Below are 14,126 nucleotides of genomic sequence, written 5' to 3'. Positions count from 1 at the left end.
CATCAATTGGGGGCTAAATGCGCGAATTTGCATGTGAAATGCCGCATGAGTTTTGGCTCCCATGAGATTTGAAACCCTTTAAGATCATCTTTACGATCAGCCAGCTCTTCAAAGGCTTCGACAATGTAATCCGCGTGGCTTTGCGTGTAGGTGCGACGAGGAATGGCCAGACGGACCAAATCCATCGCCGCAGGGTGTTCTGATCCATCCGGATGGCGACCAAACATCACCGTACCGATTTCACAGCTGCGAATGCCCGCGATTTCATAGAGCGCAACAGCGAGTGCCTGACCGGGATATTCGGTTGGAGAGATATGTGAAAGCCACGCACGGGCATCGATGAAAACAGCATGTCCCCCTGCAGGTTTGACAACAGGTACACCAAGGGCGGATAGGCGCTCGATGATGTATTCATTGGTTCGGATGCGGTAGCGCAGGTAGTCTTCATCCACAATTTCCGTCAGGCCTTGGGCAAGGGCATCCAGATCTCGACCTGCGAGGCCACCGTATGTGGGGAAGCCTTCGGTGCGGATCAAGGCGTTGCGGGCGGTTTCCGCAAAACCATCGTCATTGAGGGCGAGCCAGCCGCCAATATTACCGAAGGCATCTTTTTTGGCAGACATGGTCATGCCGTCTGCCTCTGCAAAACAACCACGCACAATGTCGGGGATACTGCGATTTGCCTGACCGGCTTCGCGTTGTTTGATAAACCACGCGTTTTCTGCAAAGCGACAGCCATCGATGAAAAACGGTTTATTGTGTTGCTTGGCCAGCGCAGCGACGCCTTTGATGTTTTCAAGCGATACCGGCTGTCCGCCGCCCGCGTTATTTGTGATCGTCAGCATTACGCAGGGGACGGCGTCGCCGTGGGTTTCCAGATAGTCTGCCAGTTTTTCAAGATCCATATTGCCTTTAAACGGATGCTCGGACTGCGGATTTTTTCCTTCTTCGATCACCAGATCATGCGCTAAGGCACCTGAGCTTTCGATATTGCCGCGGGTTGTGTCAAAATGGGTGTTTGACGGGATCATCCGGCCTGCGCCGCCGAAAGTTTCAAACAAGATCGCCTCTGCAGCGCGCCCTTGGTGGGTGGGGATGATGTGTTTGAATGGCATCAAGGCCTGCACAGCATCGCGGAACCGATAGTAGCTGGGGGATCCGGCATAACTTTCGTCACCACCCATGACGGCGGCCCATTGGGCGGCTGACATGGCGCCGGTGCCGGAATCCGTAAGTAGATCAATGATCACATCGTCTGAATACAGAGCAAAAAGGTTGTAATGGGCCTTGCGGATCAATGCCTCACGCTCAACGCGCGTGGTCATGCGGATGGGTTCGACGGATTTGATGCGGAAGGGTTCGATAATGGTCTTCACAGTTGGGCTCCAAGTTAGGCCCCAGAAGACTCGTGGCAACACAAACACGAAAGGGCCTCTGCGCTGCGGTTGCCCAAGACCGTGATGGCCGGACCGCGCTCAGCGCCCATTAAGTTGCGCTAATGTTGTGACTTTTTACGCGACAAAGAGTCAATGGACTAAAGTGGATGGGCGGACATCAAAACGCTTGCCGAATTTCAGAGTTGAGAACATAGTATGAACATCGATAGAAAAGGACCGTGAAAATGCATGAGATATCGACCTATTTGCCAGGAATTTTATTGGCCTATTCCGCGTTCTTATTGGCCATCGCAAGCCCCGGTCCGAATATTCTAGCGGTGATAGGCACTTCGATGAGCGTGTCCCGTGGCTGCGGCGTAGCTTTGGCTTTGGGTGTGGCCAGCGGGTCATTCACTTGGGCGATTTTGACGGTCTTTGGCCTGTCGGCTTTGCTTGCGACCTACGCGAGCGCATTGATTTTTATCAAGATTTTCGGCGGGCTGTATCTGCTGTGGCTGGCCTATAAGTCCTTTAAATCTGCCCTATCCAAACCTGATATTGAAGCCAAAGAATTGGCCGGTGGGCGGCGCAGTTGGGGTGGGTATTTCCAACGTGGTTACATTGTACAGATGACCAATCCAAAGGCTGCGCTAGCTTGGATTGCGATTATCTCTCTAGGTCTCAAACAGGGCGCGCCAATGTGGGTTGCTGCAGCGGTTGTCTTGGGCACCTTCGCGATGTCGATTGCCATCCACGTGCTCTATGCGTTGGCGTTTTCAACACCCGTAATGATGCGCATCTACGGTGGCGCGCGCCGCTATATCCAAGGTATCCTGGGAGTGTTCTACGCCTTTGCAGGGATCAAGTTGCTGACCAGCCGATTGTAAAGATCCTCAAAGCGCCGCTTTCAAAGCGGAGGTCGTGGCGGGCACGGTCTCTGCAATTGAAATGTATGCCTTCAAGGACGCATCAGCAAACCCCTGATCAATGACATGATCAATCAGCCCGATCAGCGGGTCCCAGTAGCCATTTACGTTCAACAAAACGATGGGCTTGTCGTGCAGACCCAGTTGGCGCCATGTCAGCACTTCAAAAAGCTCATCCAGCGATCCAGCGCCGCCGGGCAGGACCACAACCGCATCACAATTCATGAACATGACCTTTTTGCGCTCGTGCATGTTTTCGGTGACGATAAAGCTGGTCAGATCGGTTTTGCCGACCTCGCGTTTTAGCAAATGTGTGGGAATCACTCCGAAGGTTTCGCCCCCAGCGTCCTGCGTTGCGCGGGCTACGGATCCCATCAGCCCAATATCTCCAGCGCCATAGACCAAACGCCAATTTTCATCAGCAATGGTCTTACCAAGGTCTAAAGCCGCTTGTTCATAAGCTGGATCAACCCCAGAGCGAGAGCCGCAGAAAACACAAATTGAGGCGCTGGCCATGGGAAACTCCTGTGGAATCAATGCAGTTTTGACCATGGTTACCCAAGTTGCTAGGGTCGCTCAACTAAGACGACTGCCAAATACTGGGGAAAGGGCAGCCATGAGTAAATTAACGACAATCCTGTCAGGACAATCCGTCGTGATAGGAGGGGCCGCAGCAGGTGTGATTGCCGTAGGGCTTTATGTGGCCGGCGTGTTTGAACCCGCAGAGGTACTTGAGCCCGCGAATGATCCATCAGCCACCACTCCGGTTGTTGCGACAGAGGATACCAACAAGCCAGAGCCAGAAGCCGCGCCCACAGCAGAACCCGAACCGGGGGAAACTGCTGTCGCTGAAACAGTCGATGAAGATCCGGGTACTGTGGCCGAAGACATTGCCACCGAAAACAGCACGGCACCTGTGGATGCAACGCCATTGCAGGTTCCGGCTTTTGATGTGGTACGCATTGAAACCGATGGCAGTGCGATCATCGCCGGGTCAGCCGATCCTGAAGGCGGCGCGATCCGCATTTTGTTAGATGGCGAAGAAGTTGCACAATCTAACACGGGTTCTGATGGGCAGTTTGCTGGATTTGTCACTATTCCTCCCAGCGACACAGCGCGCGTTCTTAGCCTTGTGCAAGAGATAAACGGTACAGATGTCGTGTCTGATGAGACGGTGATTGTGGCGCCAGTGGTCGCAGTAGCCACAGCTGAACCAGCTCCTGCAGTGGTTGCGGAAGCAACAGGTGGCGAGGCAGCTGAGACAACCGAAGTTGCTACGTCTGAGACCACAACCATTGCCGAGGAGAACAATACTGTTGTTGCAGAGGCGGTAACTGCGGTTGAGGATGCGGTTGAGAATTTTGTCACAAATACAGCTGAAGACGTAACTCCCAATGTGGCTGAAGTGGCAGAAGGCGCGGCAGAGCCGGTCTCTGCTGCAGCAGAGACAGGTGAAGATATCATTGCTGACATCACAGCTTCTGCGGAAACTTCGGCGCCCGAAGCGGCTGAAGTTGCAGAAGCTGCGCCATCTGTGTCTCAGCCTGAAACTGATCCTGAACCAAAATCAGAAACCGGAATTGCAGCGGCGGTCGAAACCGAACCGGAAGAGCCCAAAGCGCCAACAGTCATTATTGCAAGCAATGATGGTGCACGTGTGGTCCAAGCTGGCGGAGACGTCAATGAAGAGGTGCAAAAGGTCGTTTCGGTGGATGCGATCACCTATTCCGATGCAGGAGATGTGCAGATTGCGGGTCGCGCCAGCGGTGGTGGCTTTGTTCGGATCTATCTGAACAACGCGTTAAGGGCCGAAACCAGCGTCGCAGCGGACAACAGTTGGTCGACCGGGCTCGATGATGTGCCGGCTGGAGTATATTCATTGCGCGCAGATCATTTGGATGCCGAAGGCAAGGTTCTATCGCGTGTGGAATCTCCATTTAAACGCGAAGCTCCAGTTGATCTGGCTGTGGCCGCAATTGAAGTCGAAAAGCGCCGCGTCGTGCAGGTGACGGTGCAACCAGGCACAACGCTTTGGGCCATCGCCAAAGAAAACTACGGCGACGGGGTGCAATATGTGAAGGTCTTTGAGGCCAACAAAGACCGGATCAGGAACCCTGATCTGATCTATCCGGGGCAGATATTTACCGTTCCAGAGTGATCGCAAGGTTTACGTAGACGTCAGGAGAGGGCCATTGGTCCTCTCTTTTCGTTTCAGCCCATGTCAGCAGCACAAATCCTTCCAGATTACGGCCTTGGGTATCTGGTCATTCCGGCCTCGGATGCATAGTGTCATTGTTCGGATAGCAAGCGATCGGAGCAAGCGATGCAGCAGTGGCGCACAGCCTCACCAGAAGAGTTGGAACGGGCGAAAAGCCGGTCTGGTTGGGACATCATTCGCAGAGTTGCACCGTATCTTTGGCCCGAGGGGCGCAATGATATTAAGATGCGTGTGGTCATTGCTATGGTGGCACTGGTGTTTAGCAAAGCTATCGCAGCGGTTATTCCACAGATATTTGGGGCAGCAGTAGATACTTTGGCCGAAGAGGGTGCGTCGATCTTTGTTTTGGGCGCAGTTGGTTTGACGCTGGCCTATGGCATGGCCCGCTTCATGTCGATTGCCTTTCAGAACCTGCGTGACGCGGTGTTTGCCAAGGTCGGTCAACGGGCATTGCGTAGTCTCGCGCTTGAGACCTTTGAACACATTCACCGCTTGTCGATGCGCTACCACATCACGCGTAAAACGGGTGGCTTAAGCCGGATTATTGAGCGTGGCGTAAAGGGGGTCGAATTCCTACTCCGCTTTATGCTGTTTTCGATTGGGCCGTTGATTCTAGAGCTCGTGTTTATCGCAGGTATTCTATGGTGGCAGCTGGATGCCTGGTATTTGGCAGTTATCGTTCTGACAATCGCAGCCTATGTGTTCTTCACGTTTAAGGTCACTGAATGGCGGGTGAAGTTGCGCCGGATCATGAATGATCAAGATACCGATGCGAACCAAAAGGCCATCGACAGTCTGCTGAACTTTGAAACCGTAAAATATTTCGGTGCTGAAAAGCGCGAAGCAGAGCGGTATGACCAATCTATGCAGGGTTATGAGGCGGCTGCACTTAAGACGGCATACTCTTTGGCGGGTCTTAATGTTGGACAGAGTTTCATCATTACATCGGGTCTTGTGGCCGTGATGGTGATGGCGGCGATTGGTGTTGAAAACGGCACTTTGTCTGTTGGCCAATTTGTTGTGGTTAACGCTTACATGATCCAGATCACCATGCCTTTGAACTTCCTTGGGACTGTTTACCGAGAAATCCGTCAAAGCCTTGTTGATATGGGCGAAATGTTCGACCTGTTGGGGCAACCTGCCGAAGTTTCTGATCTACCTGATGCCAAAGATCTGAAGGTTGATGGGGGCCGGATCGAGCTTAAAGATGTGGCCTTTGGCTATGATGAAGAACGCGCGATCCTTAAGGGAGTAACTCTGACGGTTGGGGCAGGGCAGAACGTTGCCATTGTCGGGGCGTCTGGCTCCGGTAAATCCACCATTGGCCGCCTACTGTTCCGTTTTTATGACGTGCAGGGCGGGTCTTTGTCGATCGATGGTCAGGACGTGCGTGATGTCACACAACAAAGCCTGCATGACGCGATTGGGGTTGTGCCACAGGATACGGTGCTCTTTAACGATACCATTCGCTACAACATTGCCTACGGGCGCGATGATGCCACAGAAGAGGATATCATTGCGGCAGCAAAAGCAGCGCAGATCCACGACTTCATTTCCTCACTGCCTGAGGGGTATGAAACAGCCGTGGGCGAGCGTGGCCTAAAACTGTCAGGTGGCGAAAAGCAGCGGGTCGGCATTGCGCGTACCCTGTTGAAAGATCCGCCTTTGCTGTTGCTGGACGAAGCGACATCCGCTTTGGACACCGAAACCGAACAGTCCATCAAAGATGCTTTGGCACTTGCGGGTCACGGGCGCACGGTGATCACCATCGCGCACCGTCTGTCGACGATTGCAGAAGCCGACCGCATTGTGGTGCTTGAAAAGGGTGAAATCTTTGAAGAAGGCACCCATAGCGACCTGCTTGAAAAAGAGGGCCGGTATGCGCAGCTATGGCATCGTCAACAGAGTGAAGATTCTGCGGCGGCATGAAGAACAAGTGCGCCTCTGTTTTCCCAGGCCTCGTCGTAGTTTATGGCGTTGGCATGGGTGAGGCGCCAGATGCTGTTGATGCGGTTCATCAAATAGCTTGAGTGCCAGTTCACCAGTTCGTTTCCGGCTGCGTCGTAAGCGGTTTCATCCGTTCCGATAATAGCCTCTGACAGGCTGGTGGCATGCACCAGATAAACGTTCTGCAACACATAGGCGACGCCACGCAGATCATGCACCTGATCCACCGCTTGAAAGGCTTCAATTGCCTCATCAAGCGTGTTTAACCGCAGCGTGGTGCCCTTTAAAGCGATTTCAAAGGGAAATACGAGGAACTCAGCGAGTCCCTCGTATTTTTTTGAATTCAAAACATTGTGGTAGTCCTGCATGAAATTACGCAGGTTTTCTTCCATGGTCATGGTTTACTCATTAACTATTCAGCCGCTTCAACCTTTGCAGGTTTCGGGGCTTCGACGGGCATCAAGGGTTTTGGATTATCATCCCAAAGGATTTCTGGCGATTTAATCCGTTTGGCCGAGCGCCGCAAGGCCCAGTCCTGCGCTGCTTTACTTCCGCGACCCCGGGTCACTTTCGCAATCAGGCGGAACATCCAGCTGACGTAGGTCGTGAACCACACGCGCAACGCAAGCATTGAAGGGGTGAAGACCAGCGTAAGAACCGTGGCAACACCCAGACCGAAGACCACTGCGGTCGCCAGTTGTTTCCACCAAAGCGCCGTAGGGCTATCGATGGAATAGCCGCCATCCACGAAATTCAGGCTGAGGCCAAACATCATTGGCGCGAGGCCTGCCATGGTGGTGATGGTGGTCAAAAGAACCGGGCGAATACGGTCTTGCGCAGTACGCACAATCGCTTCGATCCGTGGCATGAACTGACTATATTCTTGATAGGTATCGATCAGAACAATGTTGTTGTTCACCACGATCCCTGCCAAGGCGACAATACCTGTCCCGGTCATGATGATTGAGAAAGATTGCCCCATGACAAGCATCCCAATCAGAACACCTGTTGTCGACAGAACCACCGCCAGCAAAACCAGCGCCGAGTTGTAGAAGCTGTTGAACTGTGCCAGCAGGATGATGAACATCAGACCCAAAGCGCCAGTGAAGGCAGTTTGTAGGAAGGCCTGAGATTCAGCTTCGTCCTCTTGGTCGCCAGTCCACTCCCATTCTATCCCATTGGGGAAAGGGGTGGTTTCTTCAGCCCATTTGGTGATCGCTTCGATTTGCACCGCAGGGGTCAAAGGAACACCGGTAAAGCCACGATCCTCAAAGTCGGCTTTGGTGCCGTCGTCGGCATTCCAAGCCTCCATGCTGATCAGCTGGGTTTCACCTGTGTCAGTGTTGCTGGCAAGAATCATACCGGCTTGGATGCCTGCTTTGACATCAAAGACGCGGGTTTGCTCGACCCGGCTGATTTCAGCAAGTTTTGGGACAGGCTTGCGGGTGATGAAGTTTGACAGCGGAACCAATCCGTCCTGCGTGCGCACCTTCAGCGTATCCAAGGTGGACAGAACACGATCCTTTTCCGGCAGACGTACGCGGATGTCGATTTCCTCGTCGTTGCCAGCAGGCGTATAGCTGTCCAGTAGAATACCGCGTGTCACCAGTTGCACCATGGCGCCAACTGTGGCCACGTCTGCGCCGTAACGGCCGGCCTTTTCAACGTCCACGTCGATTTGCCAGTCAATGCCGGGCAGGGGCAGGGTGTCTTCGATCAGGGTTAAACCAGGTGTGGCCTCAAACTGAGCGCGCACAGCCCGTGCAGAGGTCAGCAGGTCTTCCCAATTGTCGCCTTTCACACGGAAGTGCACAGGCTTGGCAGACGCAGGACCGCGATCCGCAGAGAGGATCTCGATCTTGATCCCAGGGATTTGCTGCAGTTGTTCAGTCAGCTCATCGATGATCAAGTCACCATCAAAGTCTGCGGCTTTAATCGCGCGATCCACCGTGACACCGACCAATGGAATGGTGAACCATGGCTCTTTGGTATCTGGGCGATCTTCCCAAGCAATGGTCTCCATCTGGATTTGGCCGATGGTGTCCTTAGGAGGTTGCGCGCCGCCAGTGTTGTTGTTCAAGCCACCTTCGCCTGCAAAGGCAAAAGCTGTTTTGATCCCCGGATGCGCCAGAACGATTTCCTCGGCCTGCTCCACCAGACTGTCTTTTTGCTCTAGTGAAAGGTTGCCCTTTGCAAGAACATAGACAATTGCCATTTCGGGTTCGGATTCAACGAAGAATTCAACGCCGTTATTGTTCTCACCAAAGTATGAGAAAACAGTCATGACAAAGCCCACGACGGCCGCAATTGAGACCAAAGGCATGATTGGGTTGCCCGCAATCAGCTTGATGAACTTGCCAAAGAGCGACAGTCCTGAACCAACTTTTACGCGGCGCTGACGGCGTTCCAGCATGACGGCGTCTACTGTGATGGACGCTGCGAAAGCACCCAGTATAAAGACGATGAATCCAAAGAAGAATGGGCCACCACCGCCTGCAGCACCCGCTTCACCCATCAAATACATTGGGTTCAGGATTTGCATTGCACCCAAGAACACCAACAGTAGGGAGGGCGGCACCAGCAAGATGCGCACCAACCAAGGTGTCTTTTTGCGCAAAGCCACAGAGCTGTTGTGGAAGAAGCGGCTCAAGCGACCTGAGACACCACCCATGACAGGCAGGTAAATCAACGCAACAACCAGCGAAGCTGACAAAACAAAGATCAACGTTACCGGCAGCATGCGCATGAACTGACCCGGAACGCCCGGCCAGAAGAGCATCGGCAAGAAGGCACAGAGCGTTGTCGCTGTCGATGAGATGATCGGCCAGAACATACGTTTGGCTGCTTCGATATAGGCGTGCATCGGGCCGACGCCCTGATGAATGCGCTTATCGGCATATTCCACAACCACAATCGCGCCATCCACCAACATCCCAACCGCAAGGATCAGACCAAACATCACCATGTTGGAGATCGTAATGTCCATCAGCCCCAAGAGGGTGAAACACAGCAAGAAGGAAGTTGGGATCGCAAAACCAACCAAGAGGGCAGCGCGGGTCCCGAGGGCCGCCAGAATGACAATCATCACCAAAGCAACCGCTGTCAGAACCGAGCCCTCAAGCTGGCTGACCATAGAGCCAACAATGCGGCTTTGGTCATTAGAGGTGCCAACTTCCACAGAGGCTTTCAACTCATGTGGCCAATCCGCAGAAGCTTCGTCCACGGTTTGTTTGATCAATTCCGCGGTGCCAATCAGGTTGAAACCTTTGCGTTTCACAACCTGCAACGCGATGGTGTTTACGCCGTTAAAGCGTGCAGTGCCGGTGCGATCTTCAAAGGTCAGTTTAATCTCTGCCAAATCGCCCAAAGTAACCACTCGGTCGCCATTGGTTTTGATCGGCAGGGAATAGACATCCGTGGCTTCATCGAAGCTGGATGGAATTTTAACGGCAAACTTTCCGCTTGCCGTTTCGATCTCACCGGCTGCGATCAGTTGGTTGTTGTTGCGCACAACGTTGATCAGCTCACCTGCCGTGACGTTGTAGCTTTCCAGACGCAGGGGATCGATCAGGACCTCAAGCATTTCATCGCGCTTACCGGCGATGCCTGCCTCTAGGACGGCATCAAGTGATTCCAGCTCGTCCTGCAGATTATCGGCGACCTGCGACAGGGTGCGTTCAGGGACGCGGCCTGTGAGGTTTACAATGATGATCGGGAATTCAGAAAAGTTGATTTCGTTGACCGTGTAGGTGTCAGCGCCTTCTGGGAATTGGCTTTCTGCCTTACCCATCGCGTCACGCACGTCGGCCATGGTTTTGGTCTTGTCCCAGCCAAATTCGAACTCAAGCGCCACACCGGCATATCCTTCGGCCGCCGTTGAAGACATGGTTTTCAAACCATCCAGATCAGCGAGTTCGGTTTCCATAGGCTTCACAAGAAGCGTTTCGGAGTCGGAGGCTGAAATACCTTGAAAAGGAACAGAGACAAAAAGCGCCGGAATATCGATGTCCGGCTCACCTTCTTTCGGAAGGTTCCAATAGGCTGCTCCCCCTGCAGCAAGGGAGAGCACAATAAAGGCTATGACCATCCGCGCCCGGGACGCGGCCCAATCGACAACTCCGATCATTCGTTTGTCTCCTGATAGGATGCTTCAACTGGTACGCCGGCAACGACGTATTCCTGGCCGATGATGATGACGTCAGCCTTTTCAGGTAGGCCTGCCAGCCAGATGCCATCGATAGTGTCTCGCAAAACGGTCACAGGCACAAAATCGGCTTCGTTGTCTTTTGTCACCACACGTACGCCCAATTGGCCGCTGTCATTCAGCGTCAGGGCAGATTGCGGCAACAGGTGCGCAGATTTGCCTTCAGCGGCGATAATGATTTCAGCTGTCTGGCCATCACGGATGCTGAGGTCATCGTTTGGCACTTCAAGCTCAACGCGGAAGGTCCGTGTGGTTGGGTCCGCGGCACGTGAGATAAAAGTAACCTGGCCACGTACTTCTACGCCGCTTGCAAGTCGAGCACCGCCGAATGCGCCTTGCTCTACACGGTTCACTTCGGTTTCAGGCACAAAGCCCACCAGTTTGATCGGGTTCAGCTGGATGATGGTTGCGCAATGCGCGCCATTTGGACCTTGGGCTTGTAGCAAGCTGCCAAATTCCGCTGTGTCAGATTCCAAGAGGCCAGCAAATGGCGCACGAACCGTCAGACGGTCGATCTCTTTCTGTGCCGAGGCGACCCGTGCCTCTGCGGCCTGAATGCCTGCCTGCGCACTATCAAGGCCAGATGTTGCTGCGGCCACTGCGGCTTCAGCCGCGCGGACTGTAGCTTGTGTGGACGCGACCCGCGTTTCAGAGGCAAAGCCATCCTTGGACAGTTTGGATGCCGCATTGTCGTTAATTTTTGCTTCGTCTAACCGTGCGCTGGCTTCTTGAACGCGCGCCATTGCAGTTGGCACACCTGCGTTCGCCTCAATCAGACGTGCTTTTGCTTCCGCCAATGTGGAAGGGCGTGTACCCGGATCGATTTCACAAATAATCTGGTCTTTTTCCACAAAAGCGCCTTTGCGCAGGGGCTGTGAAGTTACAAGGCCCGACGTTTCGGCAAGAACATCAATCTGACGTTCTGCTTCGGTTTCACCTCTAACAATGACCGCGCTGTCGATTTGACGGGCTTCAGAATGCATGGCCACAACCCGCACTACATTGCTGGCGATTTCGACTGTCTCCTCTGCAGCGGGCTCAGCGCCGTCTTCGGTGGCCGTTTCCGTCGATGCAAAAGCCAACAGCGAGTCGCGCTCGATGATGAAGTAGTACATGAATGCCGTAACAATACCGGCGATGATCAGAGGAATGAGTCGCATTACTGCTTACCTTGTGTTCACGCGTTTGTGTATGCAGGTAGAAATTCGCGCCGAAATTGCAAGAGGGCAGCCGCAAGTTTCTGAACTGTTCGGTTCAGTTTAGTTTCAACGTTGCCATTCTGCAAGCTTTTGCCTGTGTCACGGCTTTGACTTGGCAGTGGTAAAGTGACGCGTTAAGAGTGTCGCAAATAAGTAAGGATACCACCGTGAGCGATACCGACAGCTTTATTGAAGAAGTTTCAGAAGAGGTCCGCCGTGACCGTCTATATGGTGTATTCCGCAAATACGGCTGGATAGCTGTTTCTGCGGTTGTCCTGATTGTCGGCGGTGCAAGCTATAATGAATATCGCAAGGCACAGACGACCGCGACTGCTGAAGCCACAGGGGATGCGCTGATCAATGCGTTGGATGCCAATGAAGCTGAAGCACGCATCGAAGCTTTGCAAATGGCAACTTTGGAAGCGTCAGAAGCCGAAGTTGTGCGTCAGTTCCTTGTCAGCTCTGAGCAAGTCACGTCTGGAGATACGGCTGCCGCAGCTGCTTCGCTTGAGAACTTTCTCAATTCCGCGCCGGAAACTTCGCAAATCTACAAAGACATTGCAGAGTTGAAGGCCCTGTTGCTGGCGGGCGATGACATCTCTCGCGATGATCGCCGTGCGCGTCTTGAGCTGCTGGCTCAGCCAGGGGCTCCATTGGCCCTGATCGCGTCAGAGCAAATTGCATTGCTTGATATCGAAGCAGGCGAGACCGCAGCAGCAATTGAGCGCCTGCAGGGGCTTATTGTTGATGCCGGAGCCACCGCAGGCTTGCGTCAGCGCGCATCTCAGTTGATTGTGGCTTTGGGCGGGGAACCGGAAACGCTTCCTTCTTTGGCGACAGCGCAGTAAAACCCATACCATCGGCCTTTTAATTCGATCTAAAGTATCGATCTGGTCGCATGTTAAAGAACGATAAAACCGGAGGGCAGGGCCTTGGCACAACCAAAATGGATCATCGCGGCAGCGGTCGCGGCCATCGTCAGCGGTTGTGCTGAACGCGAAGTAATCCTGCAGGGCGAACGCGAAGAACTGCGTGGCGAAGCTCCGCAGATCGAATTGCCATCTGAAACCCGCGCCATCCGGCTGGCCAATCAATCCAGCAATGCCAATTGGACCCACCGCCACGGCACCCAGAAATACCGTACGGCGCATCCTGCCCTGGCAACCGCACCAAATCTGACGTGGACCGCGGATGTGGGTGAAGGCGAAGGCCGCCGTCAACGGATCTCTACCGACCCTGTCGTTGCTGACGGTCGTATCTTTACCATCGACAGTGCCGCGACTTTGGTTGCCACCAGCACGGATGGCACTCGGCTGTGGTCCCATGACATGACCCCAACCGGGGATAAGTCGAATGACGCATCTGGCGGTGGTCTGGCTGTTGCAGACGGCAAGCTTTTTGTCACCAATGGGTTTGGTCGCATGTTGGCCATGGATCCTGCATCAGGCGAAGTTCTTTGGGAGCAACGTCTTGGCGCCACTGGCAGCGGGTCTCCGACCGTTTATGGCGGCTTAGTCTATGTGATTTCAGGCGATGATCTGGCTTGGGCTTTGGACGCTGACACTGGCCGTATCGAATGGCAGCTTTCCTCGACACCTGATGTAAACAACCTGCAAGTGCCATCGGCCCCTGCGGTCACGAATAAGTTCGTGGTCTTTGGCTTCGGTTCTGGCGAAGTACAGGCAGCCTTCCGCAAAGGCGGCCTGCGCTTCTGGGATGCAGGTGTGCAAGGCAGCCGCGTTGGGCGTGCGCTTTCTACTGTTGGTGACATTTCCGGTGATCCGGTTGTTGTCGGCAATACCATCTACGTCGGTAACCATTCTGGCCGTCTTGTCGCTCTGGACGCTGACACCGGCGCGCGGAAATGGACTGTTGAAGAGGGCGCACTCAGCCCAGTTTGGCCAGCAGGGGACTCTTTGTTCTTGGTGAACGAGCAGAACCAACTAGTGCGTCTTGAAGCCAAGTCTGGTGAAACCATCTGGGCCAAACGCCTACCTGATTTCATCAAGCCAAAACCAAAACGTCAAGTGCGCCGTTATGGTCACTATGGTCCGGTTCTGGCTGGAGGCTGGCTCTGGGTGGCATCGTCTGATGGCACACTCAATGCCTTTGACCCGACGTCTGGCGAGTTGCATCGTTCTGTGGAACTGCCACATGGTGCGTCATCTAACCCGGTGGTCGCTGGCAACACTCTTTATGTGGTCAATAAAAAAGGCGAATTGCTCGCTTTCCGTTGACCTAAAATTGCTGTAATGC

The 14,126-nt window shown here is 53.8% G+C and carries 10 protein-coding genes; 5 read left to right on the top strand and 5 right to left on the bottom strand.

The window, feature by feature from the left end; translation table 11 throughout:
- Positions 1 to 2: 2 nt before the first annotated feature.
- On the bottom strand, positions 3 to 1,376 hold the full coding sequence (locus JXQ85_RS06965) for a tryptophanase (protein WP_421748158.1): 1,374 nt from the start codon (positions 1,374 to 1,376) through the stop codon (positions 3 to 5).
- A gap of 245 nt (positions 1,377 to 1,621) precedes the next feature.
- Here JXQ85_RS06965 and JXQ85_RS06960 point away from each other — a divergent pair, with 245 nt between their 5' ends.
- Complete coding sequence (locus JXQ85_RS06960) at positions 1,622 to 2,263, top strand: LysE family translocator (protein WP_421748157.1); 642 nt, start codon at positions 1,622 to 1,624, stop codon at positions 2,261 to 2,263.
- A 6-nt stretch (positions 2,264 to 2,269) separates the two neighbouring features.
- On the opposite strand, the gene JXQ85_RS06955 is transcribed toward JXQ85_RS06960, so the two are convergent.
- Positions 2,270 to 2,818: a TIGR00730 family Rossman fold protein gene (locus JXQ85_RS06955; RefSeq protein WP_421748156.1), complete on the bottom strand. Its 549-nt coding sequence runs from the start codon at positions 2,816 to 2,818 to the stop codon at positions 2,270 to 2,272.
- A 100-nt stretch (positions 2,819 to 2,918) separates the two neighbouring features.
- On the opposite strand from JXQ85_RS06955, the gene JXQ85_RS06950 reads away from it, so the two are divergent.
- Together JXQ85_RS06950 and JXQ85_RS06945 are read left to right on the top strand one after the other, a co-directional pair.
- Complete coding sequence (locus tag JXQ85_RS06950) at positions 2,919 to 4,460, top strand: LysM peptidoglycan-binding domain-containing protein (protein WP_421748155.1); 1,542 nt, start codon at positions 2,919 to 2,921, stop codon at positions 4,458 to 4,460.
- Positions 4,461 to 4,625: 165 nt separating this feature from the next.
- Positions 4,626 to 6,449 carry an ABCB family ABC transporter ATP-binding protein/permease gene (locus tag JXQ85_RS06945; protein WP_421748154.1) on the top strand — a complete coding sequence of 608 codons (1,824 nt, stop codon included), beginning with the start codon at positions 4,626 to 4,628 and terminating at the stop codon, positions 6,447 to 6,449.
- Here JXQ85_RS06945 and JXQ85_RS06940 read toward each other — a convergent pair.
- From JXQ85_RS06940 to JXQ85_RS06930, 3 genes are read right to left on the bottom strand one after another with little or no spacing between them, the layout of a single operon-like run.
- A complete protein-coding gene (locus JXQ85_RS06940) occupies positions 6,419 to 6,865 on the bottom strand; it encodes a hypothetical protein (protein WP_421748153.1) in 447 nt (148 codons plus the stop codon). The two genes, JXQ85_RS06945 and JXQ85_RS06940, sit on opposite strands and share 31 nt — an antisense overlap.
- 14 nt (positions 6,866 to 6,879) lie before the next feature.
- A complete protein-coding gene (locus JXQ85_RS06935; protein ID WP_421748152.1) occupies positions 6,880 to 10,593 on the bottom strand; it encodes an efflux RND transporter permease subunit in 3,714 nt (1,237 codons plus the stop codon).
- Complete coding sequence (locus JXQ85_RS06930; protein WP_421748151.1) at positions 10,590 to 11,831, bottom strand: efflux RND transporter periplasmic adaptor subunit; 1,242 nt, start codon at positions 11,829 to 11,831, stop codon at positions 10,590 to 10,592. The genes JXQ85_RS06935 and JXQ85_RS06930 overlap by 4 nt, the downstream gene beginning before the upstream one ends.
- A 206-nt stretch (positions 11,832 to 12,037) precedes the next feature.
- Between JXQ85_RS06930 and JXQ85_RS06925 the strand changes: the two genes are divergently transcribed.
- Together JXQ85_RS06925 and JXQ85_RS06920 are read left to right on the top strand one after the other, a co-directional pair.
- On the top strand, positions 12,038 to 12,718 hold the full coding sequence (locus tag JXQ85_RS06925) for a hypothetical protein (protein ID WP_421748150.1): 681 nt from the start codon (positions 12,038 to 12,040) through the stop codon (positions 12,716 to 12,718).
- An 84-nt stretch (positions 12,719 to 12,802) separates the two neighbouring features.
- On the top strand, positions 12,803 to 14,107 hold the full coding sequence (locus JXQ85_RS06920; protein ID WP_421748149.1) for a PQQ-binding-like beta-propeller repeat protein: 1,305 nt from the start codon (positions 12,803 to 12,805) through the stop codon (positions 14,105 to 14,107).
- Positions 14,108 to 14,126 lie beyond the last annotated feature (19 nt).

Origin of the sequence: Cognatishimia sp., assembly GCF_049116455.1 — a bacterium.
Taxonomy (GTDB): domain Bacteria; phylum Pseudomonadota; class Alphaproteobacteria; order Rhodobacterales; family Rhodobacteraceae; genus Cognatishimia.
Note: the sequence above shows the minus strand (reverse complement) of the source record. Positions and strands in the feature narration are given on the sequence as shown.

Excerpts from the sequence above, each read along its gene's own strand:
- JXQ85_RS06960 (WP_421748157.1), top strand. The coding sequence starts at position 1,622 with ATGCATGAGATATCGACCTATTTGCCAGGAATTTTATTGGCCTATTCC.
- JXQ85_RS06955 (WP_421748156.1), bottom strand. The coding sequence starts at position 2,818 with ATGGCCAGCGCCTCAATTTGTGTTTTCTGCGGCTCTCGCTCTGGGGTT.
- JXQ85_RS06950 (WP_421748155.1), top strand. The coding sequence starts at position 2,919 with ATGAGTAAATTAACGACAATCCTGTCAGGACAATCCGTCGTGATAGGA.
- JXQ85_RS06945 (WP_421748154.1), top strand. The coding sequence starts at position 4,626 with ATGCAGCAGTGGCGCACAGCCTCACCAGAAGAGTTGGAACGGGCGAAA.
- JXQ85_RS06940 (WP_421748153.1), bottom strand. The coding sequence starts at position 6,865 with ATGACCATGGAAGAAAACCTGCGTAATTTCATGCAGGACTACCACAAT.
- JXQ85_RS06935 (WP_421748152.1), bottom strand. The coding sequence starts at position 10,593 with ATGATCGGAGTTGTCGATTGGGCCGCGTCCCGGGCGCGGATGGTCATA.
- JXQ85_RS06930 (WP_421748151.1), bottom strand. The coding sequence starts at position 11,831 with ATGCGACTCATTCCTCTGATCATCGCCGGTATTGTTACGGCATTCATG.